Annotated in this window: 26 protein-coding genes; 18 read left to right on the forward strand and 8 right to left on the reverse strand. The window is 64.1% G+C overall.

Annotated features, from left to right (window positions below):
- The first annotated feature begins 7 nt into the window (after window positions 1–7).
- The 13 genes from Q0L48_RS04250 to Q0L48_RS04310 all read left to right on the forward strand — a co-directional run bounded on the left by Q0L48_RS04250 (window position 8) and on the right by Q0L48_RS04310 (window position 11,509).
- On the forward strand, window positions 8–511 hold the full coding sequence (locus Q0L48_RS04250) for an MmcB family DNA repair protein (protein WP_296717634.1): 504 nt from the start codon (window positions 8–10) through the stop codon (window positions 509–511).
- A 56-nt stretch (window positions 512–567) separates the two neighbouring features.
- A complete protein-coding gene (locus Q0L48_RS04255) occupies window positions 568–1,344 on the forward strand; it encodes a sterol desaturase family protein (RefSeq protein WP_296717637.1) in 777 nt (258 codons plus the stop codon).
- On the forward strand, window positions 1,341–1,778 hold the full coding sequence (locus Q0L48_RS04260; protein ID WP_367274001.1) for a DUF2141 domain-containing protein: 438 nt from the start codon (window positions 1,341–1,343) through the stop codon (window positions 1,776–1,778). The genes Q0L48_RS04255 and Q0L48_RS04260 overlap by 4 nt, the downstream gene beginning before the upstream one ends.
- A gap of 109 nt (window positions 1,779–1,887) precedes the next feature.
- Entirely contained in the window at window positions 1,888–3,549 is a 1,662-nt protein-coding gene (locus Q0L48_RS04265; protein ID WP_296717639.1) for a hypothetical protein, read from the forward strand.
- 56 nt (window positions 3,550–3,605) lie between these two features.
- A complete protein-coding gene (locus Q0L48_RS04270; protein WP_296717641.1) occupies window positions 3,606–4,973 on the forward strand; it encodes a M48 family metalloprotease in 1,368 nt (455 codons plus the stop codon).
- A 35-nt stretch (window positions 4,974–5,008) separates the two neighbouring features.
- Window positions 5,009–5,701: a DsbA family protein gene (locus Q0L48_RS04275; protein ID WP_296717644.1), complete on the forward strand. Its 693-nt coding sequence runs from the start codon at window positions 5,009–5,011 to the stop codon at window positions 5,699–5,701.
- Window positions 5,698–6,732, forward strand: a complete 1,035-nt coding sequence (locus tag Q0L48_RS04280; protein ID WP_296717649.1) for a hypothetical protein — start codon at window positions 5,698–5,700, stop codon at window positions 6,730–6,732. The genes Q0L48_RS04275 and Q0L48_RS04280 overlap by 4 nt, the downstream gene beginning before the upstream one ends.
- Before the next feature lie 85 nt (window positions 6,733–6,817).
- Window positions 6,818–8,077, forward strand: a complete 1,260-nt coding sequence (locus Q0L48_RS04285) for a sensor histidine kinase (protein WP_296717652.1) — start codon at window positions 6,818–6,820, stop codon at window positions 8,075–8,077.
- Window positions 8,074–8,880 carry a LytTR family DNA-binding domain-containing protein gene (locus tag Q0L48_RS04290; protein WP_296717655.1) on the forward strand — a complete coding sequence of 269 codons (807 nt, stop codon included), beginning with the start codon at window positions 8,074–8,076 and terminating at the stop codon, window positions 8,878–8,880. The genes Q0L48_RS04285 and Q0L48_RS04290 overlap by 4 nt, the downstream gene beginning before the upstream one ends.
- A 102-nt stretch (window positions 8,881–8,982) precedes the next feature.
- On the forward strand, window positions 8,983–9,855 hold the full coding sequence (nadC, locus tag Q0L48_RS04295) for a carboxylating nicotinate-nucleotide diphosphorylase (protein ID WP_296717658.1): 873 nt from the start codon (window positions 8,983–8,985) through the stop codon (window positions 9,853–9,855).
- Window positions 9,852–10,304: a hypothetical protein gene (locus Q0L48_RS04300; RefSeq protein WP_296717662.1), complete on the forward strand. Its 453-nt coding sequence runs from the start codon at window positions 9,852–9,854 to the stop codon at window positions 10,302–10,304. The genes nadC and Q0L48_RS04300 overlap by 4 nt, the downstream gene beginning before the upstream one ends.
- 58 nt (window positions 10,305–10,362) lie before the next feature.
- Window positions 10,363–10,797 (forward strand): hypothetical protein, encoded by a 435-nt coding sequence (locus Q0L48_RS04305; RefSeq protein WP_296717666.1) that lies wholly within the window; start codon window positions 10,363–10,365, stop codon window positions 10,795–10,797.
- Window positions 10,798–10,801: 4 nt separating this feature from the next.
- Window positions 10,802–11,509: a ribonuclease T gene (locus Q0L48_RS04310; protein WP_296717668.1), complete on the forward strand. Its 708-nt coding sequence runs from the start codon at window positions 10,802–10,804 to the stop codon at window positions 11,507–11,509.
- Window positions 11,510–11,515: 6 nt separating this feature from the next.
- Here Q0L48_RS04310 and Q0L48_RS04315 read toward each other — a convergent pair whose 3' ends face one another.
- A complete protein-coding gene (locus Q0L48_RS04315) occupies window positions 11,516–11,749 on the reverse strand; it encodes a ribbon-helix-helix domain-containing protein (RefSeq protein ID WP_296717671.1) in 234 nt (77 codons plus the stop codon).
- Window positions 11,750–11,966: 217 nt separating this feature from the next.
- On the opposite strand from Q0L48_RS04315, the gene Q0L48_RS04320 reads away from it, so the two are divergent.
- Both Q0L48_RS04320 and Q0L48_RS04325 read left to right on the forward strand, forming a co-directional pair.
- Window positions 11,967–12,839: a crotonase/enoyl-CoA hydratase family protein gene (locus tag Q0L48_RS04320; RefSeq protein WP_296717674.1), complete on the forward strand. Its 873-nt coding sequence runs from the start codon at window positions 11,967–11,969 to the stop codon at window positions 12,837–12,839.
- Window positions 12,832–13,377 carry a MarR family winged helix-turn-helix transcriptional regulator gene (locus Q0L48_RS04325; protein WP_296717677.1) on the forward strand — a complete coding sequence of 182 codons (546 nt, stop codon included), beginning with the start codon at window positions 12,832–12,834 and terminating at the stop codon, window positions 13,375–13,377. Before Q0L48_RS04320 ends, Q0L48_RS04325 begins: the two co-directional genes overlap by 8 nt.
- Window positions 13,378–13,416: 39 nt before the next feature.
- On the opposite strand, the gene Q0L48_RS04330 is transcribed toward Q0L48_RS04325, so the two are convergent.
- The 7 genes from Q0L48_RS04330 to Q0L48_RS04360 form a co-directional block, all read right to left on the reverse strand.
- Entirely contained in the window at window positions 13,417–14,439 is a 1,023-nt protein-coding gene (locus Q0L48_RS04330; RefSeq protein WP_296717680.1) for a type II secretion system F family protein, read from the reverse strand.
- A 15-nt stretch (window positions 14,440–14,454) separates the two neighbouring features.
- Window positions 14,455–15,426, reverse strand: coding sequence for a type II secretion system F family protein (locus Q0L48_RS04335; RefSeq protein ID WP_296717683.1), 972 nt, complete (start codon window positions 15,424–15,426; stop codon window positions 14,455–14,457).
- Between the two features lie 114 nt (window positions 15,427–15,540).
- Window positions 15,541–16,821, reverse strand: a complete 1,281-nt coding sequence (locus Q0L48_RS04340) for a pilus assembly protein CpaE (RefSeq protein WP_296717685.1) — start codon at window positions 16,819–16,821, stop codon at window positions 15,541–15,543.
- A gap of 3 nt (window positions 16,822–16,824) precedes the next feature.
- A complete protein-coding gene (locus tag Q0L48_RS04345; protein WP_296717687.1) occupies window positions 16,825–17,541 on the reverse strand; it encodes a CpaD family pilus assembly protein in 717 nt (238 codons plus the stop codon).
- A gap of 19 nt (window positions 17,542–17,560) precedes the next feature.
- A complete protein-coding gene (locus Q0L48_RS04350) occupies window positions 17,561–19,147 on the reverse strand; it encodes a type II and III secretion system protein family protein (RefSeq protein ID WP_296717689.1) in 1,587 nt (528 codons plus the stop codon).
- An 84-nt stretch (window positions 19,148–19,231) separates the two neighbouring features.
- Window positions 19,232–20,335, reverse strand: a complete 1,104-nt coding sequence (gene cpaB / locus Q0L48_RS04355; RefSeq protein ID WP_296717691.1) for a Flp pilus assembly protein CpaB — start codon at window positions 20,333–20,335, stop codon at window positions 19,232–19,234.
- A gap of 89 nt (window positions 20,336–20,424) precedes the next feature.
- Window positions 20,425–20,913, reverse strand: coding sequence for a prepilin peptidase (locus tag Q0L48_RS04360; protein ID WP_296717695.1), 489 nt, complete (start codon window positions 20,911–20,913; stop codon window positions 20,425–20,427).
- Window positions 20,914–21,045: 132 nt separating this feature from the next.
- Here Q0L48_RS04360 and Q0L48_RS04365 point away from each other — a divergent pair, with 132 nt between their 5' ends.
- From Q0L48_RS04365 to Q0L48_RS04375, 3 genes are read left to right on the forward strand one after another with little or no spacing between them, the layout of a single operon-like run.
- Window positions 21,046–21,996: an alpha/beta hydrolase gene (locus tag Q0L48_RS04365; protein WP_296717915.1), complete on the forward strand. Its 951-nt coding sequence runs from the start codon at window positions 21,046–21,048 to the stop codon at window positions 21,994–21,996.
- Window positions 21,993–23,117, forward strand: coding sequence for an FAD-binding oxidoreductase (locus Q0L48_RS04370; RefSeq protein WP_296717697.1), 1,125 nt, complete (start codon window positions 21,993–21,995; stop codon window positions 23,115–23,117). Before Q0L48_RS04365 ends, Q0L48_RS04370 begins: the two co-directional genes overlap by 4 nt.
- A 60-nt stretch (window positions 23,118–23,177) precedes the next feature.
- Window positions 23,178–23,354, forward strand: coding sequence for a YegP family protein (locus Q0L48_RS04375; protein ID WP_082337232.1), 177 nt, complete (start codon window positions 23,178–23,180; stop codon window positions 23,352–23,354).
- The last annotated feature ends 50 nt before the right edge of the window (window positions 23,355–23,404 follow it).

Below are 23,404 nucleotides of genomic sequence, written 5' to 3' on the forward strand. Positions count from 1 at the left end.
TTCCACCATGCCTGACGTCGCTACTTCCGTGAATGATTCGCTGTGCGCAGCGGGGCTTTGCGCGACCGATGTCGCACGGGGGATTGCGCGGCTGTTTGCGCGCAATGACATCTGGTGCCTTGCCGAAGTGCCGATCCGCAACGGTCGCCGCGCCGATCTGATGGGGATTGATGCAAAGGGGCTGGTGGTGATTGTCGAGATCAAGGTGGCCCGCGCCGATCTGCTGGGCGATGCCAAGTGGCCCGACTATCTCGATTTCTGCGACCGTTTCTATTGGGGGCTGCCACCGGGACTCGATCGCGCGCCGCTGGACAGCGAGGCTTTCCGTCCGGAAACCTGCGGGGTGATCGTGGCCGACGGTTATGACGCGGAAATCCTGCGTCCCGCCGCACTCGCGCCGCTTGCCGCCGCGCGGCGCAAGGTCGAGGTCGAACGGCTGGCGCGAATCGCGATGCGGCGTCACACCGGGCTGATCGATCCGCTCTGCGCCGCGCTCGATTCGCTGCCCTGAACGCTGCGCCGATTGAGGCTGTCGCGCGGCCGCGATTTGCGCCATACTCGGCAGCGATGCTTCCGCCCGATCTGCCCACGCCGCTTGCCCTGCTGATCGTCAGCCTTACGGTCACTGCCATCGTCGCGCTGCGTTATGTCCTGTCGAGCGGTCTGTTCGCGCTGGCGACGGAGCGGATGCGGCCGGGGCTTTATGCCGGACGCAGCGCCCAGATCACCCGTGAGATCCGCTGGTCACTTCTCTCGGCGGCGATCTATGGTGCGCCTGCGGGGATCGTGCTGTGGGGCTGGCAGCATCGTGGCTGGACGCAGATCACGGCTGATTTTGCTGCGCTGCCAGTGTGGTATCACCCGCTGTCGGTGCTGATCTACCTGTTCGTGCAGGACACCTGTTTTTACTGGAGCCACCGCTGGATGCACAATCCGCGGCTGTTTCGCATTGCCCACGCCGTCCACCACGAAAGCCGCCCGCCAACCGCGTGGACCGCCATGAGCTTTCACCCGATCGAAGCGCTGACCGGCGCTGTTGTGGTGCCGGTGCTGGTCTTTTTCGTACCGATCAACATCGCGATGCTCGGCCTGGTGCTGACCATCGCCACGGTGATGGGCGTGACCAATCACATGGGCTGGGAGATCTTTCCGCGTTGGCTTGTTCATTCGTCGTTGGGGAATTGGCTGATAACCGCCAGCCATCACGAACGGCACCACGAGGAATATAAATGCAATTACGGCCTCTATTTCCGCGTGTGGGACCGGCTGTGCGGCACGGACAAGGGCCTGTCGCGGCGGATCGTCGCGGAGGCCGGACACCTTGGCAAAGCGGCCGCATCGTGAAGCTGGCCGCGCTCGCGCTGGCTGGAACGGCGGCGACGCTGGCCGCGGCTCCGGCGACGGCGGACGAGGTTGTGATCACGGTCACCGATCTGCGTTCTTCGAAAGGCGTGGTGCGGGCCTGCATGACCACTCGGGAGGATATCTTCCCCAAATGCATCAAGGATCCCGGCGCACACCGCACGGTGGTTCCGGCAGGCGACAAGATCGTGATCCGCTTTACCGGTGTGAAGCCCGGCAATTACGCCATCGCGCTACTGCATGACGAGAATGATAATGGCAAGGCCGACAGGGCGCTGGGGATGATGCCCAAGGAAGGCTACGGCTTCTCGCGCGATGCCCCGGTCAAGATGGCACCGCCCAAGTTCAGCGACGCGGTGTTCAGCCAGGGGAAGGGCACCAACCGGATGACCATCCGGATGCGCTATTTCCTGTAGCGCGCCCTGCATTGGCTTCGCGCCGCAATCGCTCTGCTATTTAACGTGATGTTTACCACACCGCGCCAGAACAGCCTGGATAACTGTTCACTAAGGGGCGAAAAAAGCCATGGATACTTTGCGTGGCCCATTCGATTCCGGCGAGGCTGCCGATCCGGCCGGGCTGACGTCGGATCACGGTTGGGATGCAACCGAGGACGACAGCCCCAATACCGCGAATTCGCGCGACCTGCCGCCTGATTCGATCGGTCAGGACGAGCGCCGGATGCAGGTGCGCGCCTATAATCATTGGGCGAGCCTGCTGGGCGAGCGGATGTTCCCGCTGATCGACGACCTCGATCCCGCCAATCTGCCCGATTTCGGCCCCTACGGTGTGCTGCTCGACTTCAGCACTGGCATCGAAGATCCGGCTGTGCGCTTCCTTGGTGACAAGCTGGCGCAGGAATGTGGCGGTCTCGGCGCGATCAACCGTCTTTCCGATGTTCCGCCGCGTTCGCTGCTGAGCCGGATCACCGATCACTATATGCAGATTCTCGCCAATCAGGCGCCGATCGGCTTCGAGGCCGAATTCTTCAATCAGCGCGGCGTGGAGATCCTCTATCGCGGCATTCTGCTGCCCTATTCCAGCAATGACGAGACCATCGACTTCATCTATGGCGTTATCAACTGGAAGGAAATGGCCGACCAGCTGACAGCGGACGAACTGCTGCTGGAGATCGATCAGGCCCTTGAACTCGGGTCCGATCTGGAAATGGCCGAAGAACCCTGGCGCCGCACGGCCGATCCGGTCACCGACTGGGCGGATTCGCCTGCGCACGAAGCCGACGATGCCTTCGCCGTTTCGAGCGACGACGCCGACGAGCGTTCCGGATATGGGGACGACCCCCTCTCGCTCCCCGACTTCGCCGCCTATTCGCTCGATAGTGACGAGGAATACGACGAGGACGAAGAAGACGAGGACACCAGCGCCGGCTACAGCTTCGCCTCGCTCGCCGATTACGTCGAGGCGCCTACCAAAAAGGCGATCGATCCGACTGTCCTGCCTTACAATCCGGCAGCCGATGCGGCATTCGATGCGCCTTACGCGGTCGGATATGACGAAAGCTTCGATGCGAACGAACCCGCTGCCGCAGAGCCCGCGCTCCCCGTCGCCGAACTGACGGAAGATGCAGGTCTGTACGATTGGCTCGCCGCCGCGCGCGAACTCGCTCACACCGCGAACACCACCGAAGACCGCAGCCGGGCTACGCTTTATGAAGCGGTCAGCCGGGCTTACGACTTCTCGCTCGCAGCCGAGGCCGCGCCCGAGGATTACGCCGAACTGATCGCCGAAAGCGGCCTGACCATGCAGGACCGTGCGCCCATGACCCCGGTGGTCAAGCTCGTGTTCGGGCATGATTACGACAAGACCCGCCTGACCGAATATGCCGCCGTGCTGACCCACGCCCGACGCCTGCAGCTTGAACGCGGGAGCCTGTCGCGCTTCCTCGGCGAGGCCGAAGGCGGATTGAAGGGTGTGGTCAAGGCCGAACGCCGCCTGCGCCGTGAGGAGCAGGGCAAGGCGATCGAGGACGAAAAGGGTGTTCGCGCCGCGCTGGCGAAGAAACTGCGCGCGCTCGAAGCATTGACGCTGGAAGCGCTCGCCGCCGATGGGCCGGAATTCGCGCTGGTGCTGGTGCGCCGCGATGCCGCTGGCAACGTGGTGGTCTTGGGCGAACTGCCCGAGGACGTGCCGCAGATCGAACGGGCCGCGAAGAAGCTCGTGGGCTGACCGCCAACGCTTGCTTCAGTTTGAGTTCAGGCGGAATCGCGGTAGGGTCGCACACAATGCGCTCCTCCCGCTCCCTGTTCGCCAAAACTCTCGCGCTGTTCGCCTGCGTAGCTGCTGCTGTGCAGCCTGTGGCGGCGCAATCGATCCTGCGCGATGCCGAGACCGAAGCGCTGCTGAACGACATGGTCGCTCCGCTGGTCGAGGCGAGCGAGTTGGAACCGGGCAATGTCGAACTGGTGCTGATCAACGACGGGTCGATCAACGCCTTCGTCGCAGGTGGGCAGGCGATCTACGTCCATGCCGGTCTGCTTAATGCCGCCGATACTGCCAACGAGGTTCAAGGCGTTCTCGCGCATGAATTGGGCCACATCACGGCAGGCCACGTGGTGCGCTTTGAGGAGCGGACCAAGGCCGCCAACGGCATCTCCATTCTGTCGCTGCTGATCGGCGTCGGTGCGGCGCTGGCCGGTGCCGGCGACGCGGCGATGGGGGCGATGATGGCGGGCCAGCAAGCCGCGCTCGGCAGCTTCCTCTCCTTCAATCGCAATCAGGAAGCTTCGACCGATCTCGCGGGTGCGCGCTATCTTTCGGGCGCGGGGATTTCTGGCCGCGGGATGATCAGCTTCTTCGAGAAGCTGCGCAATTTCGAGATTCGTCGCGGCTACAGCCAGGCCGATGATGCGGCTTATATGCGCACGCACCCGCTTTCGGGTGACCGTGTGCAGACGCTGCGCCTGCTGCTGGAAGAAGACGCGGCGTGGGAGACGCCCGACGATGCCGCGCTGCAGGAACGTTTCCTGCGCGCCAAGGCCAAGCTTTACGGCTATCTGGCCGAGCCGCGCCGCACGCTGACCTATTTTCCGCCCAGCGATACCAGCGTGCCCGCGCGCTATGCCCGCGCCTATGCCTATCACAAGGACGCACGGGTCGATCTGGCACTTGCGGAAGCCGATGCCTTGCTCGCGCTTGAGCCGGAGAACCCCTATTTTCTCGAACTGAAGGGGCAGGTGCTGCTCGAATCAGGGCGGCCGATGGAGGCGCTCGATCCGCTACGGCGCGCGACCACGCTCAGCCGTGCCCATCCGCTGATCGCCGGTGTCTTCGGACATGCACTGATCGCCACCGAGGACGAGGCCAATTTCGCCGAGGCCGAGCGGGTGCTGCGTGCGTCGGTTGCGCGGGATCGCTATAATCCCTTTGCTTGGTACCAGCTCGGCGTGGTCTATGCGGCGCAGGGCGACATTCCGCGTGCGCGCCTCGCCAGCGCCGAACAATTGGTGATGAACCGCCGCTATCCCGAAGCGCTGCAGAACGCTCAGGCGGCCGAGGCGAACCTGCCCTATGGCTCGCCCGACTGGATTCGCGCACAGGATGTTGCGCTCGAAGCGCGCGCCGAACTGGAACGTCTGCGCGACGAGCGCTAGGCTGGTAACTTACCCCTGCTCTTGACGGAAAATCTATGCCCCCATCATCCTTGCGCAACACGCTGCTGACTGCGCTTGTCGCGCTGGTGTTCGGCTTTCTCGGCGCGGCGATCTGGTCCTATGCCGGGCTCGCCGACAACCGCACCCGTAGCTTTCTGCTCGCCAATCCCGACATGCTGCCGCAGATGGTCGAAGCCTATGAGGCGCAGGAGGCCGAAAAGCGGCTGGCTGACATGGGCGGCGAGGTATTCGATCCGTTCCCCGGCGTGGTGCTTGGCAACCCGCAAGGCTCGAAGGTGCTGGTCGAGTTTACCGACTATAACTGCCCCTATTGCGAGGCTAGTCTGAAGGACGTGACCCGGCTGGTGGCCGAGGATCCCGACCTGAAAGTGGTGATCCGCGAATGGCCGATCTTCGAAGGCAGCGATGCCGCTTCGCGCATGGCGCTCGCGGCGGGCCTGCAGGGCAAGTATGATGCCTTCCACAAGGCGATGTTCCGGCTCGGCGATGTGCGCGCCGCCGCAGCGGAGGCAGGGCTGGACATGAACCGGGCCGAGGCCGATGCGGCGTCGGACGCAGTCTCTGCCGAGATCGCCAACAACCTCGAACTGGCGCGTGCGCTCGGCTTCAGCGGCACCCCGGCCTGGATCGCAGGGCGCAAGCCGATTGGCGGCGCGGTGGGTTACGACGCGTTGAAGGCCGCGCTGGACGCGGGCAACGCGGGATGATGCGACGGATTAGGTGCTGGCGCTCGGCTCTGGGGGGAGCGGCGGGCATCGCAGCATCGCTGGCCGCACCACTTGCCGCAGCAACCGATGTGCCGAAGATTGATGCCGCAGCAGAACGTGCCGCGATCGGCGTTTATCAGGACGCCGACCAACGCTTGCAGGATATCGGCTGGACCCTTGCACGCGGGAATGTCGGCTTTTGCCCGCGGGTGGTCCCGTCGATCGGTCTGCAATTGCAGGACATGGCGAGCTATGGCGCGCCCGCAATTGCGCGCGCCGCACTCGGCCTGATGGGCGATTTCGCGGTGCAGACCGCCGCGCGCGGCTCACCCGCAGCGCTGTCGGGCGCGTTTGCACGCAATCGCGAGATCGTAAGGCTGGAGCGTTTCGATCCAAACCAATGGCCCACCACCACTCCGGCGATGAACTGGCACCGGCTGGTATGGGCGCATGACCATATCGAAGCGATGCTGACCGAACACGGCGGCATCGCGATCGGCTTTGCCGATGGCGAGGAGGCGCGGGTCACTCCGGTCGAGGTCTGCGCCACCCGTTTCGAACTGATGGGTGACGGCGGCAAAGCGGTTGCCGACGGTACGCGCGTGGTCATCGGAATCGATTTCCCCGCCTTCGCCTACCCCGAAGAGGATGTTTTCGCGGCCCTAGTCGCGCATGAACTGGCGCACAACTTTCTCGAACACGACGCATGGCTGGATCGCAACCGGCGCACCCGCCGCCACGTGCGCCGTACCGAACGCGAGGCCGACCGGCTGATGCCGTGGCTGCTCGCCAATGCCGGGTATGATCCGGCCGCGGCGGTGACCTTCATGACCCGCTGGGGATCGCGCCACGATGCCGGGATCCTGATGATCCGCGATCACGACGGCTGGGACGAGCGCGCCGAATTCATCGAAGGCGAACTGCCGTTGGTCGCCGAACGGATGGCAAGCGAGGGCAGGGCCGACTGGCGCACGCACTTCGCGCGCGAAATCGATCCGGCAAAGGGGCTCGAGACCGCACAAGCCGAGTAAACACTGCGCCGAGCCGTGTCAGGCCAGCGACCATCCATGCGAATTGCGGTGCGGAAAAGGCGGAAATGGGCTAGACGGGCAAGTTATGGCAGTGCTCCAGATCCAGCCGGCGCCGTTCTTCGCCAGCAAGAACCGGGCGTTCTGGAACCTCCAGCTGGCGGGGTGGGGCGGTGCATTCGTCTTCCGCGCGGTGGTCGCTGTCGCCAATGATCAGCCGCTCGATCTGCTTGCGCTGGTCATGGTCACCACCATTACCGGCTTTTCGATCAGTCTCATTCTCTCGGTCATCTATCGCAAGCTGATCCAGCAACAGCCGCTTGTCACCTGGGGCCTTACCGCGCTGGTGCTGATGCTGGCGGTGATACTGCACGCCTCGATCGACGCCTGGGTCCACGGCGTCTATTACGCGGGCAGCCGCGAGACGACGTTTGCCCAGCGTTTCATCGGCCTGTCTTTCATCCCGCTGGCGCTGCTGGCTGGGTGGAGCGCGCTGTATTACGCGATCAATTTCTTCCTCACGGTGGAGCGGCAGGCTGACCGGCTCGAACGGCTGGAGGCGCAGGCCACCGCCGCGCAGCTCGCCATGCTGCGTTACCAGCTCAATCCGCACTTCCTGTTCAATACGCTCAACTCGATCAGCACGCTGGTGCTGCTGAAACAGACCGAGCCCGCCAACGCGATGCTCACGCGGCTATCGGGCTTCCTGCGTCACACGCTGATCGGTGAGCCGGGCAGTCAGGTGACCCTGGCGCAGGAGATCGAGACGCTGCAGCTCTATCTCGATATCGAGCGGATGCGGTTCGAGGAGCGGCTGCGTACCCATTTCGAGATCGACGACGCGGCGCTCGGTGCGCAATTGCCTTCGATGCTGCTGCAACCGCTGGTCGAAAACGCGATCAAATATGCTGTGAGCCCGCAGGAAGAAGGCGCGCGTATCTCGCTCACCGCGCGGGTCATCGGAGACCGGCTGCGGCTGACGGTGGAGGATACCGGGCCGGGCGTGGACGAGCCGCTATTGTTCGACCGGATGGACGCCGCCGGGTTGCGCGCTGAAATGCGCGCCGGTCATGCGCCGGGCCAGCCGGTTTCGACCGGCGTCGGCCTCGCCAATATCCGCAACCGGCTGATGCAGGCTTACGGCGATAGCCAGCTGTTCGAAACCCGCTCCGAACCCGGCGGCGGTTTTACCGTGCTGATCGAAATCCCTTACACCCGCGCAAGCGAACCCGAATTGCAGGCCCCCCCGGCTTCGGCCCCAACGCCTGCGCCAGAGGGGGGAACCGCAAAGGTCATCCCCCTCAACCCCCCGCAACCCCCCCAACGAAACTTCGGAACCCCCGCATGACAATCAGAACCATCCTCGTCGATGACGAGAAACTCGCCATTCAGGGCCTGCAACTGCGGCTTCAGCCGCATGAGGATGTCGAGATCATCGACACCTGCGCCAACGGCCGCGAGGCGATCCGCAAGATCAAGACCGAGAAGCCCGATCTCGTCTTCCTCGACATCCAGATGCCCGGTTTCGACGGGTTTTCCGTGGTCAAGGGCGTGATGGACATCGAACCCCCCCTGTTCGTGTTCGTCACCGCTTACGAGGAACACGCGATCCGCGCGTTCGAAGCGAACGCCGTCAATTACCTGATGAAGCCGGTCGACGAACAGAAGTTGGCCGATACCATCGAGCGCGTGCGCCAGCGTCTTGCCGAGAAGAAATCGGCCGAGGACGCCGAACAACTGCTCGACGTGCTCAGCGAGATCGCGCCGGAACGTGCCGCCGATTTCGTCGAGACCACCGCGACAACGACCGAAAGCGCCGACCGGTTCGAAAAGCTGATCAACATCAAGGATCGCGGCCAGATCTTCCGCGTCGAGGTGGATTCGATCGAGCATATCGAGGCCGCGGGCGATTACATGATCATCTCCACCGGTGACAATTCGCTGGTGCTGCGCGAGACGATGAAGGATCTCGAACGTCGGCTCGACCCGCGCAAGTTCCAGCGCGTGCACCGCTCCACCATCGTGAATCTCGATCTGGTGCGGCAGGTGAAGCCGCACACCAACGGCGAATGCTTCCTGGTGCTGGAAAGCGGAGCCGAGGTGAAGGTGAGCCGGTCGTACCGCGACGTGGTGGCAAGATTTGTCCACTAACTTCCGTTCGCCCTGAGCTTGTCGAAGGGCTGCACTTTACTTTCCACTTCGGTATGGAAGGAAGGCAGCGCTTCGACAGGCTCAGCACGAACGGGAGTGGGAATGCCATTCGAATCAACCGGCTTCGACCTTGCCAAGTTCGTCCGTGAAACCCTTGCCGAAGACCTCGGTGAAGGGCTTCCCGGCGGCGGGCGCGATGTGACCAGCGAAAGCGTGATTCCGGCGGACGCACGCTTTACCGGTGTGATGGATAGCCGCGATGCCATTGTGGTGGCAGGCCTGCCGCTTGCCGAAGCGTTCTTCCGGGCTCTCGATCCGGACTGCACCATCGAAAGCCTCGCCCATGATGGCGACAAGGTGGCGGCGGGCACCGATCTGATGCGGATCGCAGGCAAGGCCCGCGCGCTGCTGACGGCGGAGCGCAGCGCGCTCAATATTGTCCAGCACCTGTCGGGCATCGCTACGCTGACGCAGGCCTATGTCACCGCGATGCGGGGGCCGGATGGCAACCCCGCCTGCACCTTGCTCGATACCCGCAAGACCATTCCCGGCCTGCGTTTCCTCGAGAAATACGCGACCCGCATGGGCGGCGCGCAGAACCACCGGATGGGGCTGTGGGACGCGGCGATGATCAAGGACAATCACGTCGCGGTCGCCGGCAATGTCGGCGAGGCGGTGCGGCGTGCGCGCGATGCCGGGGTGGCGAAAATCATCTGCGAGGTCGACCGGATCGACCAGATCGAACCCGCACTGGCAGCAGGCGCGCATCATCTGCTGCTCGATAATATGGCCCCTGCAACCTTGCGTGAAGCCGTGGCGCTGGTCGCAGGCCGCGTGCCGACCGAGGCGAGCGGAGGCGTGAACCTCGATACGATTGCGGCGAGGGCGGCGAGCGGGGTGGACTACATCTCGGTCGGGCGGCTGACTCAGAGCGCGCCTGCGGCGGATATCGGGCTGGATTTCAAGCCAGCATGAAATGGCGCAAGGGGCCGCGGCCTTGGCCGATCCATCTGTTTGCCGCCATATTCCTGATGGCCGGTGCATGGGAGTTGGCTTACAGGCTGGCAGTGCTTCACCGGTTTCAGATGCAGTTGGCGGGGCAAACCCTGAGCGAGGACTGGATCATCGTCTTCTTTTCCGCACGATTCACAATCGTCTGCATTCCCGTGATCGCGATCTGGCTGTTCGGCAGCAGGGTTGCGCGCTGGCTCATCACGATCATGACCGTCTGGGCAACCCTGACCGTCCTTTCACAATTCGACATGGCTCGCCTGCAGCGGACCATTGGTATGAACCCTCTCGACATCTGGTACCGCTATGGGGCCAGGCTGGCCTATATTTTCGCCGTCGCGCTCCTGTTTATTCCGGCAGCGCGCCGCTGGTTTGCGCGCCAGCAGGAGACGGTAGAGGAGATTTTCGAATAGACTCGTCCACCCAAGGTGTTAGCTTGCCGAGGTATCCAAGCGCACAAGGGGGATTGTCATGCGACCGGCTTCCATCACCATGTTCGATCGGCTCTTCCTCGGCGGGCTCGCGCTCGGTCTGGTCAATACCGCGATTGCCTATAATTCGACCATGGAGCAGCTTCAGGCTGACCCGGCCGTCGCGGAACTGGGTCTGGCAACGCCGGGCTTCTTCATCGGCTCGGCTGCCTTCGGCTATGGGATCTCGCTGCTGTTGTGGTTCCTGATCTCGCGCAAGGCCAATAATGTCGCGAAATGGATCCTGACGGTGCTGACTGTGATCGGGGCGTTGATGGTCCCGCTTTCGCTCGGCGAACTGGACCTGTTTGCAAGCATCGTCACGGTCATCGCGACCGTGCTGCAGGTGGCTGCGGTCTGGATGCTGTTCCGGCCCGATGCGAAATCGTGGTTCGAACACGGGCCCGGCGGCATGGATCCAGCCACGTTCGAATAGCGCCATGAAAGCGGCCCTGCTGCGGACCGCGCTGGCGCTGGTGACGCTCGCGCCGGTTCCCGCCTTCGCTCAGGCCTATCAATGCCGCGCTCCGGCAGTACGCAGCGTGCCGCAGGTCGCACCCGACGGGCCGCGCCGGACGCTGCCGGTGACGGGCTACACCCTCGCGCTCAGCTGGTCGCCGGAGTTCTGCAAGCCGCGCAAGGATGCCCGTGCGCACGCGGCGCAATGCAGTGGTAGCAATGGCAGCTTCGGGCTTGTCGTGCACGGGCTGTGGCCCGAAAGCGGCGGCACCTGGCCGCAGTGGTGCGCCGCAAAGACAAGCCTCACACCTGCTGAAATCCGCAGCGCGATGTGCATGATGCCATCGGCGCGGCTCGTCGCGCGGCAATGGGCTAAGCATGGCAGCTGCATGGTCAAACGACCTTCCAATTACCTCAAGGTCACGCGCATCCTGTGGCAATCCCTGCGCATCCCCGATTACGACCGCATTAGCCGCGAGGAAGGGCTGACAGCAGGCCGCATCCGCGCCGCCTTCGCCGATGCCAATCCCGGCATTCCCGAAAGCGCGATCGGGGTGAAGCTCAACGCGCGCGGGTGGCTGGAGGAAATCCGCCTGTGCTACGCCAAGACCTTCCGGCCGGCTCGCTGCACAGCCGCGCGGCTTGGCGCGAAGGAAACGGCACCGGCCAAAATCTGGCGCGGGTTGTAGCCCCGCTCAGCGGTTCGCCACCAGCCAGACCCTGATTGCGCTGGCGAGGCCGGGCGGGGTGGGCGACTTGATCCGCTCGGCATCGATCCGCCCCACCAGCGCCGCCACTGCGATGCCCTCGGCCTCGGCCTCGGCGCGCAGCATGTCCCAGAACAGCGGTTCGAGGCTGATCGAGGTCTTGTGCCCCGCAATCGCGACCGAGCGCTTGACCGGGGGATGATAGGGCGAGGACGGCTGCATCACGCGGCTGTAGCAGGATTGGTGGGGCCTGTCCGCTACCCGCAGCGCTGACTTACCGACACAGGATGATGAACCATCCCATGATGCGCACCGCCGCCAACGCGGCCATAGGCTCGCATCGCGCGGGCTTGTTTTCCTGTTCTGGACAGTGTCACATGCTTTACCAACAGGGCGCAGGCAGCCAGGCCAGACAGCCCGCCCAGGAGAGAGAACCAGCATGACCGACTACACCCAGATCACCGTGGAAAAGTCCGGCGGGATCGCCACGATCACCCTGAACCGGCCCGAGAAGATGAACGCCTATACCCGCACCATGGGCGCTGAGATCATCGCGGCGATGGACGATCTCGACGCCGATGATGCGGTCCGGGCCGTGATCTTCACCGGTTCGGGCGAGCGCGCCTTTTGCGCGGGCGCCGATCTGACGCCCGAGGATGGCGGGCAGGTGTTCGCGAGCGGGGATGAGGTGGAAGACCTGTCCGATCCCCGCGTCCGCGACGGCGGCGGTTTGCTCACTCTGCGACTGTTCGAAAGCAAGAAGCCGCTGATCTCGGCCTGCAACGGCGTGGCGGTCGGCGTGGGCGCGACGATGCAGCTGGCGATGGACGTCCGCCTTGCCAGCAGCACCGCGCGCTATGGCTTCGTCTTCGCGCGGCGCGGGATCGTACCCGAAGCGGCATCGAGCTGGTTTCTGCCGCGCATCGTCGGCATCAGTCAGGCGTTGGAGTGGTGTTACACCGGCCGCATATTCGATGCCGAGGAAGCGAGGGCGGGCGGGCTGGTGCGATCGGTCCATGCGCCCGATGATCTGCTCATCGCCGCACGCACACTGGCGACCGAAATCGCCGACAACACCTCGGCCATTTCGGTGGCGATGACGCGGGCGATGATGTGGCGGCTGATGAGCGCGGATCACCCCATGGAAGCGCACAAGATCGATAGCCGCGCGATCTACCGCCTGTCGCGCGGAGCCGACGCGCAGGAGGGGATCGCCAGCTTCCTGGATAAGCGCCGCCCGATGTATCCCGGCAAGGTCAGCGCCGATATGCCCGATTTCTACCCTTGGTGGGACGAGCGCACCTATGAATGATGAGGATGCTGCGTCTTCGGTGTCGCCGGTTGAGAGGCCGGGGCAGGGGGCGGGTCAGAAGGCCGGGCGGCTCGCCGGGTTCCTGCCCTATCAGCTATCGGTCGCCTCCAATGCGGTCAGCGATCTGATCTCCGAACGGTATCGCCGGCGATTTGCGCTCAAGATCCCCGAATGGCGCGTGATGGCGATGCTGGGGGATACGGCCGAGGCGGGCGGGGGAGCAATGACGCAGCGGGCGCTGACGGCGGCGACCCTGATGGACAAGGTCGCCGTGAACCGTGCGGTCAAGGTGCTGGAGGAACGCGGGCTGGTGGCGCGGGTGGCCAATCCGGTGGACGGGCGATCGCACCTGCTGGCTCTGACAGAGGAGGGCCGATCAATCCATGCCGAGGTCATGCCGCTGGCGCTGGCGACTGAACGCGATCTGCTGGCGGGGCTCGATCCGGACGAGGTCGATGCGGTTCGCAGGGTGCTGGCGGGCCTGCGTGAGCGGGCGCGCCGGCTGGCGGAGGGCGGGGACGAGCTGCCGAACGGGTAAGCATTGGCGGCGGGCCTGTTCGACCCGCCGCCATTTGCATTAGCCCGCTGCGCCGCCGAAGCCGCCTTCACCCATCAGTGCGTCCGAGATGGAACAGGCTGCCGGGCCGAGAATAACGATGAACAGCGTTGGCAGGATGAACAGAATCAACGGCACGGTCATGATCGCCGGCAGGCGCGCGGCCTTCTCTTCGGCGCGCATCATACGTTCGTTGCGGAACTCGGCCGACAGCACGCGCAGTGCGCTTGCCAAGGGGGTCCCGTAACGCTCGGTCTGGACCATGGTGGTGACCACGCCCTTTACCGCTTCGAGATTTACGCGGTAGGCGAGGTTGTTGAATGCCAGCCGGCGTTCGTTGAGGAACGACAGCTCGATTGCTGTCAGCGCGAATTCGTCGCCCAGTTCAGGATAGGCACGGCCCAGTTCCTTGGCGACGCGGTTGAAGGCGGCATCGACGGTCAGACCGGCCTCGGCGCAGATCACCAGCAGATCGAGCGCATCGGGCAGGCCCTTCTGGATTTCCTTGGTGCGCTTGGAAGCCTTGTTGCCGAGGTAGATTTCCGGCCCCTTGTAGGACAGGAAGATGGAGCCTGCAAAGACGCAGAGCCTGGTCATCGGACCCCAGTCGGGCCAGAATTCGATGCCGTAAACCAGAAAGCCCACAAGGCCGCCCAGAAGCAGCGGCAGAATCGCACGCGCACCGATGATGAAGTAGGCCAGCTCGTTGTTGCGATAACCGGCATGCGCCAGCTTCTGCTGAATGGCCTTGATCTGGCTGTCCTGCAGAACATTGAACTTGCTGAGGTTTTCCTTGACCTTATCAGTCGAATTGCTGCGCCGGAGCAGGCGCGTGCGCTTTTTCGTGGCCGAGGTGACGATCCCCGCCTTCAGCTGTTCACGCCGGGCTTCCAGCACTTTGACGCGCTTGGCCATCGGATCGCGGATCGTGACTGCGGCATAGATCGCCAATACCATGGCGAAGGCAGCAAGGCCGGCGAGTACGGTCCCGACCATGATCACGTCGAAACCAAGCAGCATGGGGCCGTTAGGTTGGTCAAGCATCGCTGTGTTCCCGGATCAGATTTCGAAATTGACCATCTTGGCCATGATGAAGACCCCGATGCTCATCCACGTAAGGCCGCCCAGGCCCGCCACGATCAGGCGATCGTCGCTGAAGAACCCGCCCAGATATTCGGGGTTCACCCACATGATCATCGCGAACACGATGAACGGGAGCGAGCCGACGATGTATGCCGATGCCTTGGATTCGGAACTCATCGCCTTGATCTTGAGCTTCATCTGCGCGCGCTTGCGCAGCACGTCCGCCAGGTTCGAGAGGGTTTCGGCAAGGTTGCCGCCCGTTTCCCGCTGGATCGCCAGAGTGATGGTGAAGAAGTTGAATTCGGGGATGCCCAGCCGGTCGCCGGCATCCTGCAATGCGTCTTCCATGGTCTTGCCGACCTTGATGCGATCGACGATCCCGCGGAACTCGATCCCCACCGGGCCGGGCACTTCCTGTGCGATCACGCCCAAGGTCTCGGTTACCGGCAGGCCCGAACGCAGGCCGCGGACCAGCAGTTCAAGCCCGTCGGGAAACTTGCTGACAAACGCATTGGTGCGCTTGTTGATGAAGTAATTGACCACGAGATGCGGAAAACCCGCCCCCACCGCTGCGCCGATCCCGAGCGAAAGCAAAACCGCGCCGCTCTGGATGAAAATGATCACTGCAATTGCCAGCGCGAGCCCGACCGAAGAATAGATGTACTGCGACACAGTCCAGCCCTTGCCGGTGCGGCTGAGGCGGATTGTCAGCGCCTCTATGCGCGAGCCGGCTCCGGCTTTCTGGTAGCTCTTCGGCTTGCGGGCGGCGATGGCGCGCTTGAACTGGGCATCGACCTTGGCGTCGAGGCTTTCCGAGTGGCGGTACCGCAGCGACTGCATCCGCCGCTTCTGCGCTTTCGCAGCGCCCGAACCGGCAACCAGCAGATAGCCGACGACCAGCACGGTGAAGATCACCAGAGTGATCAGCAGGGTTTGGAGAAAGTCCATGCGGTTGCTTCCTGCCTTGCGCCGCGCAGATGCGGCGATCGTTCACGATTTCGGTCCGTGCGGGAGGGGCGGTGGGCAGCCTCGGCTGCATCCGCTCCCCCGCACGGTGCGATGTCAGCCGGCTGTCTCGGGCTCGGCCTTCGATTTCTTGGCGAGCAGCGCCTTGAAATCGAACCCGCTGAGCAGCGACTTTTTGCCTTCCCCGCCAGCGGCAAGATCATCGACGTCGGCGCCGACAATGCGCTCGGCAATCTGGCGGATCGCCACTGTCGCCTTGCTTGCGCGGTTGGCATCTACGAACACCTGACCCAGCTTGGCTGCGTTCGAGGCGGCCTTGATGTCGTAAGGCACCACGAAATCGACCTTGCGTTCGATCGATGCCTCGAAATCGGCCTTGCTGATCTCGGCAAGGCTCGGTTGAACCTTGTTGGCGACAATCATCGGATGGGCGTGCGCTGCATTCGTCTTCAGCCACGACAGGATCCGGATGGTATCGCGCGCCGAGGCGAGGGTTAGCTCGCAGGTCAGCAGCACCAGGTTCACGTCCGCCATCAACTGCGGGAAGTTGATCAGCATGTTCCGGGGCATGTCGATCACCGTCATCTCGAAAGCCTGACGGAATTCGTCCTCCAGCTGCACGAAGGCAGAGCCATCGGTCATGAGCGGCTGGCTGATCGGTGCCTCGGCAGACAGGATCGACAGATTGTCATTCGCACGCACCATAGCGCGCTCGATGAACAGCGGGTCGATCCGGCTGGGATTCTCGATCGCGTCGGTCAGGCCGCGGCCCGGTTCGAGATCGAGCGCCAGCGCGCCGGTGCCGAAATGCACGTCGAGATCCAGCAGTGCCGTCGGCGACTTGTGCTGGTCACTGAACAGCCACGCCAGCGAAGTCGCCAGCGTCGAGGCGCCGACCCCGCCGCGGGTGCCCACGACAGCGGTCGAAATGTGACGCCGTGCGGCATCGGCATCGCCGCCCTTGGGCGCCATGAACACGGCCAGCGCCTGGTTCACTGCATCATGCACCTGCTGCGCGGAAAGCGGCTTGAGCAGGTAGTCATGGATGCCGCTCGCCAGCAGATCGCGGTAGAGCCGCACGTCGTTGACCTGCCCGACCGCGATCACCACCGTACCGGGTTCACACACCTCGGCGAGGGCATTGATGTCGTTGAGCGGATCACCGCTTTCCGAAAGGTCGACGAACAGGATTGCCGGGCTGGCGCTGACTGACAGCGACTGGACAGCATTGCGCAGTCCGCCCTTGTTGCACTTTTCCGGTTGCCAGCCCAGCTCGACCACCACCGGACGCAGAACGTCGAGCGAACTGTCATCGCAGATATAAGCCGCAAACGGATCACGATTTCCGGGCAAACCCGATTTCCAGGGAGCATTCATGACTTAGTTACCTCCTCCGCCGCCTTCGCCGCCGCCGCCGCCACCGCCGGCTCCTGCATCCATCAGACCGGCAGCGCCGGTCGGTTCGGCTGCGCGGAAGGTCGCGATGGCTTTGTTCGACGTGGCGATGACAGTTTCACCTGTGCCCTTCTTGCCTTCGAGCAGATCCTGCGGATCGGCGATCATCGCGGCAAGGTTGCTGTTGTTGGCGCAACCGAAATTGGGGCTGGTGCCATTGGCGTAATTCATATCCGAATTGGCCGACCAGTCGGGGCAGCCCGGAACCGAAGCTGTCGATCGCGTGATCACCACCCGCGCCTGACCCGGCTGGATCATGCCGGCAGTGGCCGGAGCGACATCATTGATCATCAGACCATAACGCGCGGCAAGATCGCGGATGGCATTCGTCACGGCCGGGTTCTGGCCCGGATTTTCGATCGCGATGCGATCACCATAACGAAGATCCATCGTTTCGAACCAGCCGTTGAGACGCTGCTGTTCGGAAATCGGCAGGCCAGCGGCATTGGTGTTCACGTCGAGCGTGAAGTTGGCGCGCTCAACCACCGGCTGCTTGGCGCTGTAGAGGCTGGTATTGGTCGGCATGCCGCCGCAACCTGCCAGCCCCAGGCCAAGCGTAAGCGCAAGGGCGAGGGCGGGCGCGCGGCCCAGACGTCCCGGCCCCGTACGTGCCGACAATGTGTTCGGTCGTGCAACAGGCATCATACTCACCTTTCTCACGTTAGAGGCTGAAACCCGGGGCCGCAGCATTGGCCTCGCGTTCGTCCTTACGGTTCTTCTTGTCGGCGCGGCGCGGCTTTTCCGGTGCATTCGGAACGATCGCGGCCGGATCGGCATTGCTGACCTGCGGTTGCGGGGCATCGGGTTGCGCGGAAATCGGGCCGGGGCGCTGTTGGCCCGACACGCCGGCGCTGGCCTGGAAGCCAAGGAACTGCTCCAGCTCGTTGGCCGAACGATAGCCGTCAGTCGGCAGCTTGATGTCCTTGGCGTCGACCGGCTTCACCAGATAAGGGGTGACGACGATCACCAGTTCGGTTTCGCCTCTGCGATATTCGCGGCTGCGGAACAGGTTGCCGAGGATCGGGACGTCACCCAGACCGGGCGCCTTGTCGAGCAGGTTCTGAGAATTGCCGCTCATCAGACCGGCAATCATGAAGCTCTGGCCCGAACCCAGTTCGACCGTGGTTTCAGTCCGACGGGTAGTCAGTGCGGGCACCTGAAAGCCGTTGAGCGTGATCGACCCCTGGGTCGCCAGCTCGGAAACTTCAGGGCGAACCCGCATCGAGATGCGGCCATTCGACAGCACCGTCGGGGTATAGGCAAGGCTGACGCCGAACTGGCGGAATTCGATCGTTACCTGACCGAAACCCTGCGCAATCGGGATCGGAAATTCGCCGCCTGCAAGGAAGGTCGCGGTTTCACCCGAAAGCGTGGTCAGGTTGGGCTCGGTCAGCGTGTTGACCAGACCCAGACGTTCGGACAGATCGAGCGCGCCGAGCATGTCGATGCCGAACAGCTTGCCCAGACCCGAAAGCGTGGTGCCATCGGCCGAATTGACCGCCGGACCCTTGATCTCGGTTCCATCGGGCAAGATGAAGGCTGCCTGCGCCACCTGATTGCCGACCCCGAGCGGGCCGTCGACGCGGTAGGCTCCTCCGCCGATCGGGCGGCCGGTGCCGACGCCGAAGCGGAAGCCGCTCGAACCATCGAAGGTGCTGAGGTTGCCACCGATCTCGCGCAGCAGCGAGCGGCTGACTTCGGCGATCGTGACCTTCAGATTGACCTGCAGCGGGGTTGCCGTCCGCAGGCGGCTGATCACATTGGCGTCCTCACCGATGAAGGCTTGCACCAGGCGTTCGGCCTCGGCGGCATCTTCGGGTGCGCCAACGGTGCCGGTCAGCAAGACGGTGCTGGTCCCCATGGTGGATACGCTGATCTTGGCATCGGGCATGGCCAGCGCCAGCATCTGATCGACACTGCCGATGTTCGAGCCGACCCGGATATTGGCCGAGAAGATCACATCGCCGCGGTCATTGCTGGCGTAGATCGTGGTCTCGCCCCCGGCCCGTCCGAAGACATAGAGCTGGCGCTGCGACTTGATCTGCACGTCGGCCACTTCTTCGTTGGCGACGAACACATCGGCCATCATGCCCGGTACCGTCACCAGTTCGCCGCGCCCGATCGACAGGACGATTTCCTGCGTGGGCTTGACGACCTGCTGGGCGGTCGCGGTGGCAACCGGAAGACCGGCGAGCGGTGCGGTTGCGAAGGCGGCCAGAAGCAGCTTGGCCTTGAGGTTCAGTTTCATTTTGCGGCTCCCCTCGGGTTTGCCAGTGTCCGCTTTGGTCGAAAGCGGTCGGAACGGATTGGTCGTAGCCATTGTCTATCCCTCTCAGAACACCAGAGTGGAGCTGGCAGCCGGTACGGTCTTGCCGGCGCGGCTGATGCCATCGGCCTGGCCGCGCACCATCCCGCCGACAGCGGCTTTCGCACTCACCGGCACTTCGTCGGTCGCCTTGCCGCGGGTCACCCGCACGCTCGGACCCTTGTAGACCGGCTGGTTATCGACGCTTGCCGACACACCCGGCGCTGCAGGAGTGTAGTTCTGACGACCGCTGTCCTGCGGCGGCATGGTGGTGCGCTGGAACCGCGAGACGTCGCCGCCGGTCACGAAGGTCGCACCCTTGTCGACCGGACGCGCCATGGCAGCCTTCAGCAGCTTTTCTTCCTGCTCGGGCGTGGCGTTTTCGGGGATCTTGATATCGCCCGCGGCGATCGCACGTTCGAGTTCGACATCGTTGTCGGCCAGCGAGCGCAGCGCGAGGCTGAGCGTACCGATGGTCTGTGCGACAGCGACCTTCTCCGCGATCTTGGGCGTCACTTCGAGCGTAACGGTGCGGAACGCATTCACCACGGTTTTGCCGTTCTCGTCGGTGACGGTCTCGGTCGTCTGGTCGGTGGCGAGCACGCGGAGGTTGCGGATGACGGTTTCGGCCGCCCGCAGCGACTGGCCGCTATCGCCGTCGACCGTCTGGGTCAGCACCAGATCGACGCGGTCGCCCGGGAAGACAAAGCCGGCGACGCCGGTCATCGCCGACACAGGCACCGTTACAGCGCGCATGCCCGGGCCGAGTGCAGCCGCAAGGAACCCGCGATCGCCAGGAGCCACCAGAGAGCCTTGTGTTACCGGCTCACCTGCGGTGATCGGGAAGCGAACCACGGTGCCGATCAGCTTGTTCATGTCGGCTTCGCCGTCGATGAAGTAAGCATCCTTGACCAGCTCCTCCGGCCAGGGCTGAAAGCCCAGAGCATCGGCGGTAATGATCGTGCCCGCGGTCAGTGCGCGCTTGGACACCAAGACGCGTGGGCCGGTTGGCACAGACGCAGCCTCGGCTGCGGGGGCTCCGCCTCCGGCGAACATGCTCCGTGCGGCGAAGGCCGTTCCGATCGCAATGATCAGAGCGCCGATCAGCAGAACCAGTTTCTTCCTATCCATGGCTGAAATAGCCCCCTCGTAATCGCCCTAGGTTGGTTAGCGGGCAGGTATGGTTTCGATGCTTAGGACCTGACTGGTTAAAATCAGGTTCACTGCGCAGCAGCTGCTGTTGCGGCAGCCGGAAAAAGGTTGAAATAAAGCACCCAGAGGCCGCCGAATGCGATCGCCACGCCGTAGGGAATGGCCAGCCGGTCGCGCTGGCGGCGCATGATGTGCCAGACCCCCATCACGATCGTCAGCACGCCGCCGGCGATCGCCATCACGATCAGCAGATGCACGAAAATGTCAGGGCGAATCCACAAGGCCAGCACTGTGAGCAGCTTCACATCGCCGCCGCCCATCATCTTCAGCGCGAACAGTCCGGCCAGCAGCGCGAAAGCCGCCAGCGCCACACCCAGTTGCAGCGCCACTTCGGGCCACAGCGTCAATCCGCTCGACCACCAGAACAGCGGCGCACCCAGGGCAATCGCCGCATTCAGCCAGTTGTCGATCTGACGACGCCTGATGTCGGTGAAGGCGGCCACGACCAGCGCGATTGCCAAGGCAATCAGCAGCCCGTAGTGAATAGTGCTTGTCATTGTAGTGCCCCCGAAGCTGCCCTGCGCGATCTGCGTGCGGGTCTTCATGAAGGCAGTGCTACAGGTGTTTGCTTACCAAAAAGTAACCAAGCTCGGAGGCTCCAGATTCACGACATTCGCGAACCCGCAGCGATCGACCGCCGCGCAATTCCTGCGGCAGCGCGCGAATCCATCTGGCAGGCTGCCGACGGGCATGAACTGCGCCGGATCGACTGGCCCGGAACTGGTGCGGGGCCGGGCAATCCTGCGCGCGGGGCGATCCTGTTCCTGCCCGGACGCGGCGACGCTTACGAAAAATATCTCGAAACGCTGGAGCAGTGGCACCGCGCCGGCTGGCGGGTGACGGCGGCCGACTGGCGCGGACAGGCGGGATCGGGACGGCTCGGCAAGGATGCGGTCACCGGACATGTCGAGGATTTCGATGTCTGGATCAATGATCTGGCGCACTTGTGGAAAAGCTGGGTGGCCGAAACGCCGGGTCCGCACGTTCTTGCCGGACATTCGATGGGCGGGCATCTGGTGCTGCGCGCGCTCGTGGAACAGCGGGTCGATCCCGATGCGGTGGTGCTGAGCGCGCCGATGATCGGGGTCAATGGCCCGCCATTGCCGTTGCCGTTGCTGCATGGCGTTGCGCGGTTGATGAATGTGGTCGGCGATCCCATGCGCCAGGCATGGAAGTGGAGCGAGAAGCCGGGCGAAATGCCGGCCGCGCGCGCCCAACTCCTGACGCATGATGCAGACCGCTATGCCGACGAACAATGGTGGCGCGATCACCGGCCGGAACTGGTGATGGGCCCGGCCAGCTGGCGCTGGGTGGAGCGCGCCTATGCCTCGTCGCGCGGTCTGGAGCAGGCCGGCGCGCTCGAAGCGGTGAGGGTGCCGGTGCTGATCCTGTCGACCAGTGCCGACAAGCTGGTGAGCCACCCCGCCGCCGTTCGTGCAGCCAGCCGCTTGCCGCAGGGCGAGCTGGTCGCCTTCGGTCCGGAAGCGCACCACGAAATCCTGCGTGAGGTCGATCCGGTACGGGATCGCGCGATGGCGGCGGTCGCAGACTTCCTTGACCGGGTGGCTCCGCCGACATGAGCGGTGAAGTCTGGGATTTCGCGGTTGTCGGCGCCGGAATGGCCGGGGCGAGCATCGCTGCCGAACTCGCCCCCCATGCCCGCGTGCTGCTGCTGGAGGCGGAGGACGCGCCCGGTTACCATGCCACCGGGCGTTCGGCCGCGTTCTGGGAAGAATGTTACGGCGGCCCCGGCGTGGTGCCGCTGACGCTCGCTTCCGGCTTTTATCTGCGCGACCATGGCTTTCTGACGACGCGCGGGGCGCTGTATGTCGGGCGGGCCGAGGATCGCCGCGCGATGGATGATTTCGTCACCACCTTCGCCGGGACCGGGGTGACGATCGAGCGGCTCGGGCGTGAGGCGCTGGTGCGCCACGTCCCGGCCATGCGTGAGGCGTGGTGCGACGCGATTTACGAGCCTGCCTGCGCCGATATCGACGTGGCCGGGCTGCATCAGCACTATCTCGCCGCGGCCCGCCGGAGCGGGGTCGAGGTGGCTTGCAGGGCGCAGGTCGCCCATTTGCAGCGCGAATCGGACGGCTGGCGCATCACGGCCGAGAGCGGGGCAGAGTTCCGGGCGGCGCGGATCGTCAATGCTGCGGGGGCCTGGGCAGACCGGATCGCCGGGCTCGCCGGGGTTGCGCCGCTCGGCATCCAGCCCCTGCGCCGCACAGTGGTGCAATTGCGGGTCGCACCCGAGGCACCGGCCGATCTGCCGCTGGTGCTCGACATCAATGGCGACTTCTATTTCAAGCCCGATGCAGGCCGACTGTGGCTGAGCCCGCATGACGAGATTCCTGCAGAGCCGGGCGATGTCGCGCCGGAAGAGCTGGATGTCGCGGTTGCGATCGACCGCTTCGAGCAGGCGACCGATTGGCGCATCGCTGCGGTCGAGCGGCGCTGGGCCGGCTTGCGCAGCTTCGCGCCCGACAGGCTTCCGGTCTATGGCCCCGATCCGGCGGACAGCGGCTTCTTCTGGTTTGCAGGGCAGGGCGGGTTCGGCATCCAGACCGCGCCCGCCGCAGCCCGGCTGGGCGCGCAGCTTGCGCTGGGACAGGGGTCGGATGAAATGACGCAAGGAATCGATCCGGCGGCCTATGCACCGACGCGGTTTCAGGGCGCAAAATCAAGGCAAACGGCCTAGCCAAGCGCGGTTCGATCTGGCACGTTCCTAACTCAGGTTAACACTGAGGAGGGAAAGCCGATGGCCCACAAGTTCGAAATCTACAAGGATAACGCAGGCGAGTTCCGCGTCCGGTTCAAGTACAATTCCGAAGTGATGTTCTCGACCCAGGGCTATTCGAGCAAGTCGAGCGCGCAGAACGCGATCGATTCGATCAAGAAAAATGGCCCGGACGCGCCGACCGAAGACAACAGCTGAAATCCGGAGCGGCGGGGGGCGCCGCGCCGCTAGAATTTCAGCGCATGCCG

Origin of the sequence: Erythrobacter sp. (assembly GCF_024305245.1) — a bacterium.
GTDB lineage: Bacteria > Pseudomonadota > Alphaproteobacteria > Sphingomonadales > Sphingomonadaceae > Erythrobacter.